The 17613-nt window shown below is 71.5% G+C and carries 13 protein-coding genes; 11 read left to right on the forward strand and 2 right to left on the reverse strand.

The genetic code is table 11. From position 1 onward, the window contains the following. Window positions 1–48: 48 nt before the first annotated feature. The 5 genes from WMF44_RS49525 (at window position 49) to WMF44_RS49545 (ending at window position 6600) form a co-directional block, all read left to right on the forward strand. Window positions 49–1140: an ABC transporter ATP-binding protein gene (locus WMF44_RS49525; RefSeq protein WP_437297025.1), complete on the forward strand. Its 1092-nt coding sequence runs from the start codon at window positions 49–51 to the stop codon at window positions 1138–1140. Between the two features lie 137 nt (window positions 1141–1277). Next, complete coding sequence (locus tag WMF44_RS49530; RefSeq protein WP_437297026.1) at window positions 1278–3140, forward strand: DUF2330 domain-containing protein; 1863 nt, start codon at window positions 1278–1280, stop codon at window positions 3138–3140. A gap of 77 nt (window positions 3141–3217) precedes the next feature. Then, window positions 3218–3802 carry a Uma2 family endonuclease gene (locus tag WMF44_RS49535; RefSeq protein ID WP_437297027.1) on the forward strand — a complete coding sequence of 195 codons (585 nt, stop codon included), beginning with the start codon at window positions 3218–3220 and terminating at the stop codon, window positions 3800–3802. Window positions 3803–3827: 25 nt separating this feature from the next. Then, on the forward strand, window positions 3828–5072 hold the full coding sequence (locus WMF44_RS49540) for a molybdopterin molybdotransferase MoeA (protein ID WP_437297028.1): 1245 nt from the start codon (window positions 3828–3830) through the stop codon (window positions 5070–5072). Window positions 5073–5559: 487 nt separating this feature from the next. Beyond that, a complete protein-coding gene (locus WMF44_RS49545; RefSeq protein ID WP_437297029.1) occupies window positions 5560–6600 on the forward strand; it encodes a sialate O-acetylesterase in 1041 nt (346 codons plus the stop codon). Between the two features lie 73 nt (window positions 6601–6673). Here the strand turns inward: WMF44_RS49545 and WMF44_RS49550 are convergent, their stop codons facing one another. Then, window positions 6674–9232, reverse strand: a complete 2559-nt coding sequence (locus WMF44_RS49550) for a TonB-dependent receptor domain-containing protein (protein ID WP_437297030.1) — start codon at window positions 9230–9232, stop codon at window positions 6674–6676. A gap of 326 nt (window positions 9233–9558) precedes the next feature. On the opposite strand from WMF44_RS49550, the gene WMF44_RS49555 reads away from it, so the two are divergent. From WMF44_RS49555 to WMF44_RS49575, 5 genes are all read left to right on the forward strand, one after another. Beyond that, a complete protein-coding gene (locus tag WMF44_RS49555; protein ID WP_437297031.1) occupies window positions 9559–11118 on the forward strand; it encodes a BNR repeat-containing protein in 1560 nt (519 codons plus the stop codon). A gap of 404 nt (window positions 11119–11522) precedes the next feature. Further along, window positions 11523–12491, forward strand: coding sequence for a type II secretion system protein GspC (gspC, locus tag WMF44_RS49560; RefSeq protein WP_437297032.1), 969 nt, complete (start codon window positions 11523–11525; stop codon window positions 12489–12491). 271 nt (window positions 12492–12762) lie between these two features. Then, window positions 12763–14610 (forward strand): vWA domain-containing protein, encoded by a 1848-nt coding sequence (locus WMF44_RS49565; RefSeq protein WP_437297033.1) that lies wholly within the window; start codon window positions 12763–12765, stop codon window positions 14608–14610. Between the two features lie 60 nt (window positions 14611–14670). After that, complete coding sequence (locus WMF44_RS49570) at window positions 14671–15513, forward strand: hypothetical protein (RefSeq protein WP_437297034.1); 843 nt, start codon at window positions 14671–14673, stop codon at window positions 15511–15513. 73 nt (window positions 15514–15586) lie between these two features. Then, a complete protein-coding gene (locus WMF44_RS49575) occupies window positions 15587–15895 on the forward strand; it encodes a hypothetical protein (protein WP_437297035.1) in 309 nt (102 codons plus the stop codon). 278 nt (window positions 15896–16173) lie between these two features. Here WMF44_RS49575 and WMF44_RS49580 read toward each other — a convergent pair whose 3' ends face one another. Beyond that, window positions 16174–16437 (reverse strand): hypothetical protein, encoded by a 264-nt coding sequence (locus WMF44_RS49580; RefSeq protein WP_437297036.1) that lies wholly within the window; start codon window positions 16435–16437, stop codon window positions 16174–16176. 25 nt (window positions 16438–16462) lie between these two features. Here WMF44_RS49580 and WMF44_RS49585 point away from each other — a divergent pair, with 25 nt between their 5' ends. Beyond that, entirely contained in the window at window positions 16463–17587 is a 1125-nt protein-coding gene (locus WMF44_RS49585; RefSeq protein WP_437297037.1) for a glycoside hydrolase family 11 protein, read from the forward strand. Window positions 17588–17613: the final 26 nt, after the last annotated feature.

The following is a 17613-nucleotide window of genomic DNA, read 5'->3' on the forward strand; positions in this document are numbered from 1 at the left end:
CTTCTTCCGCCTCCCCCGCGCGCTTCGCCGGCCCTCCGAGGTGAATCGATGGATGTGATGGTCGAGCTCCGCGCGGTCACCAAGCGATTCGGCGCCTTCCACGCCGTGAGCGAGGTCGACCTCCAGATCAGGGCGGGCGAGTTCATCACCCTCCTCGGCCCCTCGGGGTGCGGCAAGACGACGCTGCTCCGGATGATCTCGGGCTTCGAGACGCCGTCGAGCGGCGCCGTCTTGCTCGAGGGGAAGGACGTCACGCACGAGCCGCCGTACCGCCGGGACGTGAACCAGGTGTTCCAGAGCTACGCGCTGTTCCCTCACATGACCGTGCAGGAGAACATCGGCTTCGGGCTCCGGATGAAGAAGGTGCCCCGGGCGGAGATCGACGAGCGGGTCCGGGCCGCTGTCGCGATGGTGTCGCTCGGGGGCATGGAGCAGCGCAAGCCGTCGCAGCTGTCCGGCGGGCAGCGGCAGCGGGTCGCGCTCGCGCGGGCCATCGTGTGCCGCCCGAAGGTCCTGCTGCTCGACGAGCCCCTCTCGGCGCTCGACGCGAAGCTCCGGCACGCCATGCAGGTGGAGCTCAAGGCGCTGCAAAAGAAGCTGGGGATCACCTTCGTGTTCGTGACCCACGACCAGGAAGAGGCGCTCACCATGAGCGACCGCATCGCGGTGATCAACAAGGGCCGGATCGAGCAGCTCGGCGACGCATCGCAGATCTACCACCGCCCCAGGACGACGTTCGTCGCGAGCTTCATCGGCCAGGCCAACATCCTCCGCGCGACCGTCCTCTCGCGGAGCGGCGAGCGGGCGCGCGTCCAGCTCGACGGGGGGCTCGAGCTGCTCGTCAACGCCAACGCCGAGCACCTGGCGGGCGGGGCCGGGAGCACCCTTGTCTCCATCCGGCCGGAGAAGATCGCGCTCCGCAGGGAGCCAGAGGGCGCGCCGGAGAACCGCTTCGAGGCGCGCGTCGAGGACGAGCTGTTCAAGGGCGCCACCGACCAGCTGCGCCTCCGGACCGACGCGGGCCTCGTGCTCACGGCGGTGGTCGCCAACGAGAGCTCCGGCCAGGCGGCGCTGCACGTCGGAGACCGGGTGTTCTGCCACCTCCACCCCGACGACATCGTGATCGTCCACGAGGGGTGATCCTCGCCGGTCGGCCGTGGCGCCCGTGTGGCGCCGGGGCGTCGTGAACCGCCGTTCTCAGCCGGACGCGGCCGCGTGGAAGTTGGCCTCGAACAAGGCGTACTCTGCAGGGCATGCTGCTTGCCAATCGGCCTCGCATGCCCCGACGGTCGCTTGCGGTCGCTCTTTCTTCCTCGGTCCTCCTCTCGCTCTCCGGCGACGCCCTCGCCACGGGGGCATGGCTGCCCGGCGCCGGACAGGCGTCGGTCGAGCAGCGCGTCGCCGTCGCGGCCGGGCCGGAGCGCACGACGCTCTGGACGAGCCTGCGGTTCCAGGGCGCGGGCGGGCCGGTGGCCCTCGTCGTTCCGGTGCCGCCGCTCGCCGCGCTCGACACGAGCTCGGACGCGTGGTTCGAGGCGCTCGAGGCGGCGACGGCGCCCCGGGTGCTCCCGCCCCAGGGCGTCGACCCGTACTGCCCGGGGGAGGCGGGCGCGCCGAGCCCCTTCGAGACGGTCGGGCGGCTCGCCCACGAGGCCACGCTCGAGCCGGTCGAGGTGACGGTGCTCGAGGACGCCGACGCTGTCGCGCGCTGGGCGGCGTCGGCCGGGCTCGCGCTGTCCTCCGAGGCGGCTGCGCAGCTCGGGGGTCTGCAAGGGATGCGGTTCGCGGCGGCCCGCTTCGACGCTCCCGGCGGCGCGGCGGTCACGAGGACGCTGCGCATCGCCATGGGCGGCGGCGAGCCGATCCTGCCGCTGTCGCTGGCCGGGGCGGGCGCGGGCGACGTGCAGGTGACGGCGTGGCTGCTCGGCGACGGCCGGGGCGCGCTCTCGGGCGCGGCGCCCGTGACGCTCCCGCTGGCCTCGCTCAGCTGGGACGCGAGCGCGCAGCGCAGCGATTATGCGGAGCTCCGCGCCGGGGCCCTCGGCCAGGCGGGGCTCCACGGGGCGCTCGTCGAGGGCGCGGGCCACGAGGCGCTGAGCCGCCGCATCTCCCTCGGCAGCGACAGCGTGGACAGCGTGATCGAGGCCTATTTCGCGCGCGCGAGCGCGTACGGCGACATCGGCGATGGGCCGGGCACGTGCGCCGCGGTCGCCGCGGCCGCGCTGGAGTCGAGCCTCAAGGTCGCCGCGAGCTGCCCGCGCGCCGCGCACGGCGTGGTCGACGGCGCGCTCGACTGCGCGGAGTCGCCCCGGAGGGACGAGACCGACCCCGACCTCCTGCGCTGCGGTCCGGCCGCCGACGATCTCGCGGTGGGGCTCTCCGGGCTCGCGCCGTCGTCCGTGTGGCTGACCCGCGTCTCGCTCCGGCTCGCGGCCGGGCAGCCCGGCGCGGACTGGCCGCTGACCTTCGGGGAGGGCGCCGCGATCTCGCCCGTCGTGAGGGCCGGGAGTGTCCGCGTGGACGAGTGCTCCGGCGAGGGCGGCGCGGGCGGCTCGTCGGGCGTGGGCGGGCCCGACGGCCTGGGCGGCGGGCCGGGCAGCGGCGGATTTGGTCCGGCCAGCGGCTCGTCCGGCGCCGGGAAACCGCCGCCGGACGATGACGACTACTACGACGAGCCGGCCCCCGACGTGGGCTGCGGCTGCTCCGGCACCGCCGATACGGTGGTCGTGGACGACGTCGACACGCAGGACGTCGACGACGACGAGTACTACGCGGAGGACGACGGCTGCAGCGGGGACACGAGCGAGCCGGCGCCCGAGGACGAGTATTACGCGGAGGACGACGGCTGCAGCGGAGACACGAGCGAGTCCGAGGACGAGTACTACGCGGAGGACGACGGCTGCAGCGGGGACACGAGCGAGTCCGAGGACGAGTACTATGCGGAGGACGACGGCTGCAGCGGGGACACCGACGACTCCGCCGAGTCGGAGGACTGCTCGATCGCGGGCGAGCGGAAGTCGAGCGCCCGGAAGAAGCGCGGGCCGAAGCTGTCGGTGATGGCGCTCGGGATGTTCGCGCTGATCGCGCCCCTCCGCCGCGCGAGCCGGCCGCGGAAGGGCGGCGGGCGCGGCGGGCGGTAGGCCGCGCGGCGGCGCTCCGGGAGGGGGGCGCACCGGGGGGGCGGTTCCCGTGGCATACTCCCGGACGAGGTCATGACGTGAACGCGCCCGCCCGCCGGCTCTCCTTCACCTACGCCGAGTACCTCGAGCAGGAGCGGGCGAGCCCGACGAAGCACGAGTTCCTTGGCGGCGAGGTCTTCGACATGGCCGGCGGCACGCCGGAGCACGCGCGGCTCGCGGCGCGGGTGACCGTGGCGCTCGGCGCGCAGCTCGGCCGGCGCCCCTGCGAGGTGTTCTCGTCCGACCTCCGCGTGCGCGTGCGCGCCACGGGCCTCGCCACCTACCCCGACGTGAGCGTCGTCTGCGGCCCGATCGCGCGCGATCCCGAGGACAAGGACGCCGTGGTCAACCCGCTGGTGCTGGTCGAGGTGCTGTCGGACTCCTCGGAGGCGTACGATCGGGGAGAGAAGTTCGCGCACTACCGCCGGATCCCCTCGCTGAGGGAGTACGTCCTGGTCTCCCAAGCGCACCGGAGGATCGAGGTCTTCCGGCGCAACGAGGACGGCACGTGGACGCTCCACGAGGCCGGGCCCGGCGAGCGCGCGCGGCTCGCGTCGATCGACGCCCTGCTCGACGTGGACGAGGTGTACCGGGGCGCGCTCGAGGCCTCCGCGGCGGTCTGAGCGGCCGTCGTTCCACGGAGAGCCGATGCGCGACGTCCGGATGCGGGGTTTTCGCGAGCACACGGCGGTCGAGCGCGCGCTCGAGGTCCTGGAGCGGCGGATCCAGCGGCTCGGTGACGAGCTGGTCCCGATCGCCGGGGCGGTCGGGCGGGTGGCGGCGGAGCCCGTGCGCGCGCGGATCAGCGTGCCGCACTTCGTCCGCGCGGCGATGGACGGCTATGCGCTGCTCGGCGAGGCGACCGCCGGCGCGGCTGCTCTCGCGCCGGTGGAGCTCGCGCTCGTGGGCGCGTCGTTCCCCGGGCGCCCGCACGCGGGCGCGATCCGAAGGGGCGAGGCGGTGCGGATCACGACCGGCGCGCCGGTGCCGGAGGGGGCGGACGCGGTGCTGATGGCGGAGCGCGCGGAGGAGGGCGCGGGCCGCGACGGGGCGGCGGTCGTGCGGGCGCGCGAGCCGGTGCCGTCCGGCAAGCACGTCGCGGCGATCGGCGAGGACGTGCTGGAGGGCGCGGAGGTCGTGCCGGCGGGGCGCCGGCTGCGCCCGCAGGACGTCGGCGTGCTCGCCTCGACCGGGGTCGCCGAGGTGCGCGTGGTGCGCAGGCCGTCGGTGCGGATCCTGATCACGGGCGACGAGCTCCTGCCGCCGGGGAGCGCGCCGAGCGGGGCGTGCATCGTCGACACGAACAGCCTTGTGCTCTCGGCGCTCGCGCGCCGTGACGGCGCGGAGGACATCGCCGTCGCGTACGTCCCCGACCGGCGCGAGGCGGTGCGCAGCGCCCTCGAGGCCGCTGGCGGGGACGTGGTGCTCGTCTCCGGCGGGTCGTCGGTCGGCTCGGAGGACCATGCGCCGCTCGTGCTCGCGGAGCTGGGCGAGGTGGTGGTCCACGGCGTCGCGATGCGCCCGGCGAAGCCCGCCGGGTTCGGCTTCTTGCCCGGGGGGCGGGCGGTGTTCCTGCTGCCGGGCAACCCGGTGTCGTGCCTCTGCGCCTACGAGTTCTTCGCCGGCCCGTCGATCCGCGCCCTCGGCGGCCTGCCGCGCGCGTGGCCGCACCGGCGGCGGCGGTGCGTGGTGGCGCGCGAGATCGCCTCCCAGCCCGGGCGCGTCGATTACGTGAGGGTGCGTGTCGAGGGAGATCGGGTGTTTCCGATCGCGGCGAGCGGCGCGTCCATCCTGTCGTCGACGACGCGCGCGGACGGCGTGGTCATCGTGCAGGCCGAGGAAGCGGTGATAGGCGAGGGCGCCGAGGTCGAGGTGCTGCTCTACGACGCGTGAGGCGAGGGGCGGCGAGGTCTGCCGCCGGGTGGAGCCGTGTACAAGTCGAGCTGGCGTGCTTCACCAGGATGCCGAGCGTGGTCCGAACGGCATCGATGAGCGCTTGGCGGCCCTCCCAGCGATCGCGGTGAAGCGCGGAGGCAACGCGGTTGCCTCGTGATGAGTCACCTGCGTTGCCAGCGCGGCGCGTCCGTTTCGAATTTCCGAGATCCGGGACCATGAAACCGCTTCGTTCCGAGAGGGCCGGTCCGCGCTCGAGGGGCAGTGGAGAGCGAACACCGCCGATGATGAAAGAATCCATCGACAGCGGTCTTCTCCGCGCGGCATCCCGGGCCGAATCCTGGATGCCAGGCACCCAAGATGCGATAGGTTAGGCCTCGGCGCTGAGCTCTTTGCGGGCGACGTTCGTCCTGTCGGCATCGCACGGCCGGCCCCCCAATTCCGCTCTTGTGTTCTGATCGCGACCGGGCGCGACGAGGTAATGACCATGACCCAGATGAACCGCACACTCCGAGGCACTGCCAGATTCCTGCTCCTCCCATTGCTCGCCATGCTCGCTGCGTCGGGTTGTGGCGAGTCCTCTTCGCCCGGCGCGACCGGTGATACCGACAACACCGGAGGGGCCGGTCCGGGGACCGGAGGCGGCGCCACGAGCAGCACGACCGCGGGGATCGGGGGCGGCGCCGCGGGCAGCACGACCGCGGGGACCGGGGGCGGCGCCGCGAGCAGCACGACCGCGGGGACCGGAGGCGGCGCCACGAGCAGCACGACCGCGGCGACCGGATCGGACAGCAGCGGGGCAGGCACCGGCGGCGCGCCGAACTCACGTCCGACGTTTCACATCTTCATGCTCATGGGCCAGTCGAACATGGCTGGCGTCGCGGCCAAGCAGGCCAGTGACCAGAACACCGACCAGCGGCTCAAGGTCCTCGGCGGGTGCAACCAGCCGGCCGGACAGTGGAACTTGGCCAATCCGCCGCTCAGCGATTGCCCTGGTGAATCGCGAATTAACCTGTCGACGTCGGTCGACCCAGGCATCTGGTTCGGCAAGACCCTGCTCGGAAAGCTGCGTGAGGGGGATACGATCGGGTTGATCGGTACCGCTGAGAGCGGTGAGTCGATCAACACGTTCATCTCAGGTGGCTCACATCACCAGACGATCTTGAACAAGATCGCCAAGGCGAAGACGGCCGAGAATGCGCGCTTCGCGGGCATCATCTTCCACCAGGGTGAGACCGACACCGGCCAGAGCTCATGGCCCGGCAAGGTCGTTCAGCTCTATAACGAGATGAAGGCAGCCTGGGGCGTCGACTACGACGTTCCCTTCATCCTCGGGGAGCTGCCTGCGGGCGGATGTTGCAGCTCGCATAACAACCTCGTGCACCAGGCGGCCGACATGCTGCCTGATGGATACTGGGTCTCTCAGGATGGGACCAAGGTCATGGATCAGTACCACTTCGATCATGCGTCCGTCGTCCTCATGGGCACGCGTTATGGTGAGAAGATGATCGAAGCCTTGAAGTGGTGACCTGAGGCATCCTCTCCTCCCGCCGGAGCGGGCGCGGGCCGCCGCCAGCCTGGGGCGCCGCGCCGCCGGGGCGTCAGAACCCGCCCTCCAGGCCGAAGTTCGGGACGGTGACAGGCCCGAACGTCGTCGGCTTGCACGGCGAGAACGCATCACACATCCCCGGCATGGTCTCCTTCGATAACGTGGTGTTGAGCACGTCGAGGACGACCGCCAGCCAGCCCGACTTCCCGATCGACCAGCGCTTCTCCAGGCGGACATCGAGGCGGAAGAACGGCGGCAGCCGCTCCCACCGCGGCGCTCCGCCGGCGAGGGATCCGGAGCCTCCGGGGACGCCGCTGATCGGCGGGAGCGTCGCGCCGCCGATCCTCTGGGGGAGCCCCGAGTAGAACACGAAGCGCCCGCCAGCCCTGTACCCGCGGCCGAAGTCGTAGGTCAGCGCGACGTTCGCCACGTGGGTCCTGTCGAACGAGCTCACTCGCTGGCTTCGGCCGATGCTCCGCGTGGAGCGCGACAGCGTGTACGACGCGAACCCGCCGACGCGCCGCGTGAGCCGCCGGTGGGCCGACAGCTCCACGCCGGTCGCGGCGCCGAGCGCGCGGAGCGTGAAGGCGTCCTCGGCCGACTCGAGGCCCAGCGAGCCGAGCGCGTCGGTCATGTTGAAGAACGCGTTGTGGAACACCGAGACCGTGGCCGTGATGTCCTCCGGCAGCGCGAGCTCGACGCCGGCGCTCGACTGGAAGCTCCGCTGGAGGCCGTCCTCGAGGCGCGGGCGGAAGCCGGGGATCGGGACGACGAAGCTCGGCAGCTGGGAGGCGACGCCGTGCGCCTGCACGAACGTCACCCCGCGCCCGAGCGAGAGCCGGGCCGAGATCCGCGGATCGACGGCGAGCGCGACCGTGCCGTCCGAGTGGTAGAGATCGAGCCGGAGCCCGGGGGTGATGCGCAGGCGCGGGGTGATCGCGATGTCCGACTCGATGTAGCCGCCCACCGTGAGGTCGACGCGGCTCAAGAGGAGATCGTCGATGGGGACGTCGTTGTCGTCGTCCGGCGCGGCGTCGCCCGGAGGGTCGTCGGGGCCGGTCCCGAGATCGAGCTCGTTGTCGTCGATCACGGCGTCGATGCCGGCGCGGATCATCGTCTCGTCGCGCAGCCGGTGAGCGAGCGAGAGGCGCGCGCCGAGGCTGCGCGTCAGCGCTTTCTGGCCGTCCCCGATCCCCGTCTCGTCGTGGCCGAGCGTCAGCGCGCCGCGCAGCGCGCTGCCCTGGCCATAGGCCTGGTCGTACCGGAGATCGAGCCGGTGAAATGTCGTGTCGAAGAGGGTCGTCTGCTCGCCGTCTTCCTCGCTCCCGAGGAAGTCGTGGGCGCCGAACGCGAAGAGGCTCAACCGGCCTTCCGGGGCGACCTCGTAGGACAGCCGGGCCTGGTAATCCCAGTAATCGAGCGCGACGTCGGGGGCGGCGAGCGAGAGGAGCAACGCCGTGTACGAGTAGCGGCCGCCCACGAGCACGGCCCCTCGGTTTCCGGCGAAGGGGCCCTCGACGAGCCCGCCCACGTCGACGAGCCGCAGCATGCCCTCACCGTGCCAGTACGGGAGCGGCGGCGTCGTCTCGCCCGCGACGATGCCGCCGGCGTACCGACCGTGACGCGCGGGGTAGCCGCCAGGGTAGAGGTCGACGCGCTCGACGATGCCGGGATGGACAACGGAGGGCCCGAGCCCGAGGTGATAGAGGTAGGGGACGCGGATTCCATCGAGGAAATAGCCGACGTTGCCCGGCGGTGAGCCGCGAACGTAGAAGAACGGCAGCCCCGAGACGATGGGGGTCACCCCGGGGAGCACCTCGAGGGCGCGGAAGGGGTCGCCGAACGCGCCAGGGATGATCCTGACCTCGCCGCGGCTCAAGCTGGAGACGCCGGGCGCCGGCTGCTCGCCGCGCACGGTGACCTCGATCGGGCGCGGCGCGCTCGGCGCCGGCCCGGCAGCCGTGGCCGGGCGCTCCGGCGCGGGCGCGGAGGCGCCGGGCGGCGCGGCTGCGGAGGCGTCGGGCGGCGCGGGTGATGCGGCTTCGGTGAAGCGGACCTCGACGCGGATCCTGGCGGCGACCGGCGCGCCGTTCCTGGTGGCCGGCGCAAAGCGGAACGACGTCGCGGCGGCCACGGCGGCCGATGCGAACGGCTCCACGCCATCCTCGGCGACCGCGGAGCGGACGGTCCCGTCCGCGTTGACCGTGAGGACGAGGCGGACCGTCGCGTCGCCGTGTGCTCCAGCAGGGTAGTCGGCGCCGAGCGGCGTGAGCGGCGCTGGTGGGACGAGCGCCGCCGGCGGCGCATCGGGGGGCGGCGCTGCCGGCGGCGCATCGCCGGACGGCTTCGCAGGCGGCGCATCGGGGGGCGGCTCCGCGGGCGGCGCGTCGCCGGACGGCTCCGCGGGCGGCTTTGCATGCGGCAGCGGCGTGTCGGGCGCGGCGGCGGCGAGGCACGGCGCGAGCGCGCTCGCGAGCAGCGCTGCGGCTGCCGTGGATCGCCGGAGGAAGCGCATCGCCGCGCCGCGGAGGGGTTGCTCAGCGAGGACCAGCGCGGGGCGATGCGCCGCAGAGCGTGGCAGCCAGGGGGTCGAAACGGTGGAATTGTTCATGTGAGCGGCACTCGTGCCGGCGTCCTGACGGGCTTCCCGGGGAACCGGTCGATCGGATCGCTCTCGTCGGATCGAGGTGTCCCGGAGGTCGACCGCCGGCTCCAGCCATGATCTACGCCGAACGACCGCTCACTTCCCCTCACCGGCTCGAACACCACGCCGCGCTGCCAGGTCTCCCTGTGGAGCGCCCTCTTCGGAGCGCTCTGGTCGGTGGGTGATGATAGCGCAATGCGATTGCTGGAGAGCTATCTGCCGCGAATCCTTCAACGACCACCGCTTGCCTCGCTTGGTACCGCCGCGGCACGGCAGTATCCTCGGGCAAACGCATGACCCTCCGACTTATCTTCTGCATCCTGCCCGTCCTTGCGCCGGTCGCATGGCTGACGAGCTGCGGCGATGGCGAGCGCCCCTCGACGCCCGGGTCGTCGACCTCGTCAGGCTCAGGCGGCGCGGACCCGGGCGGCGGCGGCGCGGTCGCGACGACCTCCGAGGCCACCGGCGCGGGGGGCGGCACGACGACCAGCGGCGCGACGATCGGCAGCACGACCGTCAGCAGCACGACCACCGGCGGCGGAGGGGCGGAGCCCGTCGCGCCGGGGATCGTCAAGCTCGGCGAGGGAAAGCTCGCGGAGTCGGGGCTCACCGTGGTGTCCTACGGCGGCTACCTGAACGGCGAGTCGTTCCAGCAGGACGCGATCGTGTCGTTCGGCGGCTTCCAGTACACCGCCTTCTGGAACACCAACCGCAACGTCGTCCTCGCGCGACGGCGGCTGCCGGCGAGCGCCGGCGGGGCGGCAGGCGCCTGGGAGAAGTTCGACTTCAAGGATTACCGGCTGAGCGCCGACGACGCCCACAACACGATCTCTCTCGGGATCGCGCCGGGCGACGGCACGCTGCACCTCGCGTTCGATCACCACGGCAGCAACCTGCACTACCGCCGCTCGGTCACGGGTCTCCTGACGGACCCGGAAGGCGCGGCCTGGGCCGCCTCGAGCTTCGGCGCCGTCTCGAGCGCGCTCGTCGGATCGACCCGCGTGTCCCTCGTGACGTACCCGCGGTTCGTCACCGAGCCCGGCGGGGGCAGGATGCTCCTGAGCGCCCGGATCGGCGAGAGCGGCAGCGGCGATGAGCACCTGTGGGAGTACGACGCCACGACGCACGCCTGGACCGCGCTCGGCGAGTACATCGAGGGCACCGACGCCAGCATGAACGCCTACCTGCACGGCCTGTCGTACACGCGCGGCGGCTCGCGCCTGCACGCGGCGTGGTGCTGGCGGGACACGCCCGACGCGACGACCAACCACGATCTCCTGTACGTCTACAGCGACGATCACGGGCGCACCTGGAAGAACAACGCAGGCGCCAAGGTCGCGACGACCGGCGCTTCCTTCGTCACGCTGCGCACGGAGGGCCTGTCCGTGTGGCCCATCGGTCAGAACCGAGGGCTCATCAACCAGGAACACATGACGGTCGACGCGAGCGGCCGCGTCCATGTGCTGCTCTCGCACCTCCCCGACGCCGAGGCCGACAATTCGAACTTCACGAACGCCCGGACGCGCAGCGAGTTCTTCCATTATCTCCGCGACACCGACGGGACCTGGTCGCGCCACGGCATCGGCCTGAGGGTGGTCCAGAACTTCCGGGGCAAGCTCGCGATCTCCTCCACCGAGAACGCCTATGCGATCCTCCCCGATCTCCGCATCGCCGGCGCCTCCCCGAGCGACGGTTACGCGACCTGGACGCTCCTCGACGCCGCCGACTCGGGCCGGTTCTTCTCCGATCCTCTGATCGACGCCGCCCGGCTCGAGACCTCGGACGAGCTCACCGTGTACTACCCACAGCGGAGCTCCGTGGACATCTGGGGCCTGGAGTACACGCTCCGCTGAGCCGCGCGAACGGCGCTCCTCGGTCTCCGAGCGCGCCCTTCACGGCCCCGTTCCCCAGCGCGAGCGCGCGGGCTCGCTCGCCGCGCCGTCCCCGTTGCCCGCCAGATCTCCCCTGATCGACGGATCTTCCGGTTGTTCCGCCGGGCGACGCGCGTGATGCCCGCGGGGCGCGCTCCGCGTCCGTATCGGACGAGCCGCGACCGGCGCTGAGCGGTCCAGTCAGAGCGGCAGTCCCTGCGCCATGGGGACGCGCGTCGCGCTCGCTCTCGCGCAGGCACGCTCGGTGCTCGCCCCGAGGCGCTGTCTCGCCGGTGGCGAGGGCGTGCACTGCCGCGAACGCCGCGGCGGCAAGGGACACTCGCGCAGCGAGCCCCGGCGCGCTCCGGCCAGGAGGAGCGTTACTCATGAACCCGGACGCGTTCGTCAAGCGCCGATTCGCATTCATCCTGGGAGGAATGGTCGCGGTCTCCGCGTATTTTCAGGCCTCCGGGGTATCTCAGCTCATCGCTCACCAGATCACGCGGGACGGCGAGGCCTCCGCCCCCCTCGTCATGGATCCGGTCGACGTGCCGCCCTCCGACGATCCCCCGCCGAGCGCTGCGCCGATCCTGGAGCGCAATCCGTTCGACTCGACGACAGGGCCGCTCGTACCCCCGCCGAGCGCCGCGCCCGCCGGCCCGGCGGACCTCTCGCAGCTCGACCCCTACCTCGCTCCACCCTGCGATACGGGCCGCGTCGTGCTGATCGCCATGTCCGAGGACCCCGAATGGTCGTTCGCCGCCGTCGAGAGCGACGGCGGACACACGGCGCTCGGGCGGCGAGGCGGAGAGATCGGCGGCCGCAAGGTCGAGGATATCGCCTGGGATCGGGTGTGGATGACCTCGACCTCGGGGGGCGCGCGCTGCCAGATGCAGCTCGGCAAGAAGGGCGGAGAGGGCGGCAAGAAGGAGCCCGAGCCGCAGGCGGCGGCGCCGGCTCCGCCCCGCGCGACGTACCGCCCGAGCAGCAGGAGCGATGTCCCGCCCGAGATCGCCTCGCGGATGCAGCGGGTGAGCGACACGGAGATCGACATCGACCGCTCGGCCGCCGAGAAGATCTTCGCGCAGCCCGAGCTCGTGACGCAGACCTCGGCGGCGGTGCCGGAGATGCGGGACAACAAGGTGATCGGGCTGAAGATGATGGTCAAACCTGGCTCGGTGCTCGAGTCGTTCGGGGTGCAGAGCGGCGATATCGTGCGGTCGGTCAACGGCATCGACCTGACCGACCCACAGAAGGCCATGCTGGCCTACTCGCGCATGCGCTCCGACAAGAGTCTTTCCGTCGTCGTCGAGCGCGACGGCCGCCCGACGCGGCTCAGGGTCAACATCCGCTGAGGCGATGAGGCAGGCCCGGCCGGTCGCCGCGCCCCGCGCGGGAGCGGGGCCGGGCGCCCCCCGGCCTCGTCGCACCCGCGGGCGGCGCGGCCGACGCGGAGGCCTTCCGCCGGCGCACGGACGACCCCTGAACAATGGTCGATCGCCGCTGTCTCTCCGGCTGGAGCGGCCGGCGGCGGCCGGCGCCGTCGCTCCGGAGCGGAGCGACAGAACAGATGCCGCGCTCACCCGTCAGACCGAGCACCCGCTCTGTCCGCGGGAGGGGAAGACCATGAACGAACTCGGAATCGTGTGGGTGAAGCGAGCGCTCCTCGGCGGCGCGCTCGCGCTGGGGCTCTCGGGGGCGGGGATCGCGTGCAGCACGAAGGAAGCCCCCGCGGTGTCGGAGGCGTCGTCGGAGGCGTCCCCGCCGTCGATGCCGCTGGGGAACGCCGCCGAGGCGAAGCGCGAGGCCGTGGCGTCGGCCGCTGAGCCCCTCCAGCTGACGCGTGCGCCCAGGCGCGACATGGCGGGCGTGAAGGGGCGCGCAGGCGCCGGCGGCGTGGTGTCCCCCGCCCCGGCGGCCACCGCGGCGCCGGGCGAGGGCGCGGTCCGCGCCGCGGCGCCCGAGGCCGCGGGCCTCGACCCGAACGGCCGCTTCGCCACCACGTACCGCCCCGGCGGCGGCCACCTCGCCGCGTTCGAGTCCGCTGTCGCGCGCGGCATCGTCCCGCCCGACGGGCGCGAGCTCGTCAGCGACGTCGGCGCCCGCTACGCCCCCTCGATCGACGCCCCGAAGGGCTCGGCGCTCGCCCTGCGCACGGACCTCGAGCGCACGCGGGTCCCGCCCGGCGGCGGCCCGGTGCACGTGCGCGTCGCGCTCCGCTCGACGGCGCAGGCGCCCGCGGCGCGGCCGCACCTGTCGGTGCACCTCGTGCTCGACGTGAGCGGCTCCATGCAGGGCGAGCCCATGGCGCGGGCGCGCGACGCGGCGCGGGCGCTCGTCGACAGGCTCGACGCGAACGACGACTTCTCCCTCGTCACCTTCTCGAGCGGCGCCGACGTCAGGATCGCCGATGGACCCGTCGGGCCGCGGCGGGCGGCGATCAAGGCCACGATCGACGGCATCCGCGAGGGCGGCGGCACCAACATCGGCCAGGGCCTCGCGCTCGGCTACGCGCAGGCCGCCCGGCCGGGCATCCCTGAGGGCGCGGTGAAGGTCGTGCTGCTGCTCTCCGACGGGCGCGCGAACTCCGGGATCACGAGCTCGGAGCGGCTCTCGCGCCTCGCGCTCGACGCCTTCCAGGGCGGCGTCCAGACGAGCACGTTCGGGCTCGGCGCCGACTACGACGGCGCGCTGATGAGCGCCATCGCGAGCGACGGCGCGGGCGGGTACTACTACCTGCGCGATCCGGATCAGATCGCCCCGGCCCTCGCGACGGAGCTCGACAGGCGGCTCGATCCGGTCGCGACGGCGGTCGAGCTGCGGGTGCGGCTGAAGCCGGACGTGAAGCTGCTCCAGGTCTACGGGTCGCGCCGGCTGAACGACGTGGAGGCGGCGCGCGTGCGCACGATCGAGGTCGCGGCGGACGCGCAGTCCGCGCGGCGCGACGGCATCGAGCGGGACCGGCAGGACGACGCCGAGGGCGGGATGCGGTTCTTCATCCCGGCGTTCTCGCGCGACGACAGCCACGCGATGCTCTTCAAGCTGGGCCTGCCGGCGGGCGCGGACACGCGGGCCATCGCGGCGATCGAGCTCAAGTACAAGGACCGCGTCGCCAAGAAGAACGTCGTGGACGAGGCGCCGCTCCGGGTCGCGTACGCGACCGGCGACGCGGACAGCGCGGCGAGCGTCGACCCGTCGGTCGCCCGCACGATCCAGGGCTTCGCCGCCGGCGAGACGCTGGCCGAGGCCGCCCGCCAGATCGCGCTCGGCGATCGCGCCCGCGCCGCCGCGCTGCTCTCCGAGCGGGAGGGGATCCTGCATGCCGCGGCCGAGGCGCTCGGGGAGCCGCTCTTCCTGAAGGACGCGGCCCGCCTCGCGCGCCTCCGCGGCCACGCGGGGGCCGCGGGCGGCCTGGGGGATCCGCTCGTCCTGGCGATGCTGCTCGAGACGGCCTCGCGGACGCACCTTCACTGAGGGCGGGGCTCGGGGCACGATGGCGCAGGGGCGATCCACCGGCGGAGCCGAGGGGCGGACATGACCCAGACATTCACACTCCGGCGCGATGTGGCGGCGCAGCACGTCGACGTCGCGCCGGGCGGCGAGATCGTCCTCCGCGGCAAGCTGGTCTGCTCGACCGACGCCTCGGTCATCGACGCGGCGACGACGACCTGGCCCGCGGGCGCGCCGGGCGGCGCGTCGGTCGACAGCGGCGGGCTCGTCGACCTCGAGCAGGGCGGCTTTCACATGACGAGCCGCGACCCCGCGACCCACGAGGTCCACGCCATCGCGACCGGGGATCCGGCCCCCGCGTGCGCGCTCGCGGGCGTGGAAGCCCCGTGCCTCCCGCTCCGGCTCCTGCCGCTCGCGCGCTCGCGGCTAAAGACGGCGCAGGAGCTGGGCAGCTGCCTTCACGGGGGCATCACGGTCGAGGTGCCGGACGCCGTGCTCCCGCCCGTCGCGCCCGCGGCCGTTCCTTACGTGCAGGGCGCGGCCGTGCTGCTCGGCGCCTCCGTGCTCGCGTCGATCGGGTGGGTCGTGCAGCGCCGGCGCGCCCGATCGCCGCGCGGCCGCCTGCTCGATCTTGCGAAGCGCACCCGGGCCAAGCTGGTGGCCGCTGACCCGGTCGTGGCCGCGCCGCTCGTGCCGGCCGTGGAGGCCGCGCTGGGCGCGCTGAAGCGGCGGCGTGTGGACGCCGCCTCGACGGAGGGCCAGCGGGTCGCGGAGGTGCTGCGGCGGGTGGAGCTGCGCCTCGACGCGTCGGCCGTGGAGGCGCGCGCCGACAGGGAGCAGCAGGCGGCCGACGAGCTCGTCCGCGAGATCGAGAGCGCGCTCGAGGCGGTCGACGAGGTGGACGGCGCGCGGCGCGGGGGGGCCTGAGGTCGACCGGCCCCCGCCGGAGGTCTGCGCGACGCGGCTGTCGCGCGGCGTCCATCTCGCCTCCCTCCGCGCGATGTACCGGCCGCTCGCCGCCTCCGGCGAGAGCGGCGAGCGGCGCGCCCAGCGTGCGCCGATGAAGCACGCCAAGCCGACGCTCACCGCCACGGCCCCCAACCCGATCTGGACGTGGGACATCCCCGAGCTGCGCGGGCCGCTGCCTGGGGTCTTCTACTGCCTGTACGTCGTCCTCGACCTGTTGAGTCGCATGACCGTTGGCTGGAGCCGGAACGCGCCTCTCTGCGCGATCCACGCATCGGATTCTGGTCCGGCCTGGCTCAATCCTGTTGGCATTTTCCGCCCCCTCTGTGTCAACGTCGGGTGAGAAATGCGAGCAAGGATACCGTGCAAAATGGCGTTGTGTCGCGGCCGATCCATGGCGTATAAATTCAGTCGAAGGACCACGTAATCTTCCATAGAGAGCATGGGTGTCCGGACGAGATATCGGACTCTGCGAATGACGCTACGTGATCCTGTGTGATCAGCTTCGAATGTCGTTGTCCCCCTGGTCTCAACGCGCGACAGAGAGTCCATGACAGGCGAGTCGCTTCGTGCGCATCTTCGGGAAACATTGGAAACACCTATGACAAAGTCAAAGCAGAATCAGTTCTCTCGTTGGTCCCTACTGGCGTTCGCGTCAGTCGCGCTGGCTGGCTGCGGCGATGATACCAATCCCACAGGGCCCTCGAGCAGCTCATCGTCTTCTAGCAGCTCTTCCTCCTCCAGCTCGTCTTCGGGCAGCTCCAGCTCATCGTCGAGCAGCGCCAGCTCGTCTTCGAGCAACTCCAGCTCATCGTCGAGCAGCGCCAGCTCGTCTTCGAGCAGCTCCAGCTCGTCTGGTGGCGATCTCGCGTTGGTGGTCGCCATCAACTCCGGTGGTACTTCGAGCGCGATGGTCGACGGCGTGGAGTACCAGGCGGACAAATACGCTAGCGGTGGTACGGCCAACAGCACGCAAGACTCTGTTGTCGGTGGGCAGCTTTATCAAACAGAGCGGTATGGCGCATTCAAGTATGAAATTCCGGTCACCGCCAACGGCAACTACACCGTGAAGTTGCATTTTGCGGAGATCAATAAAACCAGCGCTGGAGCGCGCAGCTTTGGCGTTGCGATCGAAGGTAACACCGTTGTCAGTGATCTGGATATCTATGCCGAAGTTGGCCATGACGTGGGCCACACGGAGACCTTCGCGGATGTCGCGGTGAATGACGGCAGCGTCACCATTGAGCTGATCAAGGGTGTAGATAACCCCACCATCGCAGGGTTTGCTATTTTCTCCAATGATGGAGAGCTGGATACAGCGGTCACGCCCCTCCCCGATTTCTCCAAGTACTCAGCCTACACTCAGAAATACACTGAGAAGACTGTGATCAATTCGAATCACGCGACGGGGCACGTCGGTGATTTCTTCTTCACTCACTGGAAGGATGGCGGCTCGACATCGATGACCGTGGACCCGAACGGCGAGTTCAGCGTGACCTGGCAGGGCGGCGGCTATAACTATGTCGGTGGTCCAGGGTGGCATTACGGAGATGAGAAGAGGGTGATCGGCTACCGCCTCAACAACGACAGCGGCGCGAGCTACATCGCTCTGTACGGCTGGGGGTACGACAAGAGCATGCCCACGTCGAACGCGGCACACCTGGTGGAGTATTACATCCTGCAGCGATGGAGCTATGATCCCAGCGCGGGTGCTACCCCTGGCAAGACCTTCACGAGCGATGGGGTCGAGTATTCCACGTACCGCTCGACGCGGAATCAGCAGCCCTCCATCAATGGTCGCTCCACTTTCTACCAGTACTGGAGCAAGCCCGCTCGGGCGCAGGCCCTCGGACAGGACCACAAGATCATCTTCGCCGATCACGTGAAGGCATGGTCCGACAACGGCTGGACTCTCCCGAACATGAACAACCTGGATGCGAGCGACGATCCCACCTATCAGGTCCTGGCCGTCGAGGTGTTCAACCCCGGTAGCAATGGAACTGCATCGGGTCGCGTCTGGAACGCGACGCCCTGATCCAAAGAAAATGTGGCGCTCCTGAA

It is taken from the genome of Sorangium sp. So ce426 (genome assembly GCF_051475585.1).
Lineage (GTDB): Bacteria > Myxococcota_A > Polyangia > Polyangiales > Polyangiaceae > Sorangium > Sorangium cellulosum_B.

Bases quoted from the DNA above. Each gene is read 5' to 3' on its own strand.
- WMF44_RS49525 (WP_437297025.1), top strand. From the start codon at position 49: ATGGATGTGATGGTCGAGCTCCGCGCGGTCACCAAGCGATTCGGCGCC.
- WMF44_RS49530 (WP_437297026.1), top strand. From the start codon at position 1,278: ATGCCCCGACGGTCGCTTGCGGTCGCTCTTTCTTCCTCGGTCCTCCTC.
- WMF44_RS49540 (WP_437297028.1), top strand. From the start codon at position 3,828: ATGCGCGACGTCCGGATGCGGGGTTTTCGCGAGCACACGGCGGTCGAG.
- WMF44_RS49545 (WP_437297029.1), top strand. From the start codon at position 5,560: ATGACCCAGATGAACCGCACACTCCGAGGCACTGCCAGATTCCTGCTC.
- WMF44_RS49550 (WP_437297030.1), bottom strand. From the start codon at position 9,232: ATGAACAATTCCACCGTTTCGACCCCCTGGCTGCCACGCTCTGCGGCG.
- WMF44_RS49555 (WP_437297031.1), top strand. From the start codon at position 9,559: ATGACCCTCCGACTTATCTTCTGCATCCTGCCCGTCCTTGCGCCGGTC.
- gspC (WP_437297032.1), top strand. From the start codon at position 11,523: ATGAACCCGGACGCGTTCGTCAAGCGCCGATTCGCATTCATCCTGGGA.
- WMF44_RS49565 (WP_437297033.1), top strand. From the start codon at position 12,763: ATGAACGAACTCGGAATCGTGTGGGTGAAGCGAGCGCTCCTCGGCGGC.
- WMF44_RS49570 (WP_437297034.1), top strand. From the start codon at position 14,671: ATGACCCAGACATTCACACTCCGGCGCGATGTGGCGGCGCAGCACGTC.
- WMF44_RS49575 (WP_437297035.1), top strand. From the start codon at position 15,587: ATGTACCGGCCGCTCGCCGCCTCCGGCGAGAGCGGCGAGCGGCGCGCC.
- WMF44_RS49580 (WP_437297036.1), bottom strand. From the start codon at position 16,437: ATGGCGACCACCAACGCGAGATCGCCACCAGACGAGCTGGAGCTGCTC.
- WMF44_RS49585 (WP_437297037.1), top strand. From the start codon at position 16,463: ATGGTCGACGGCGTGGAGTACCAGGCGGACAAATACGCTAGCGGTGGT.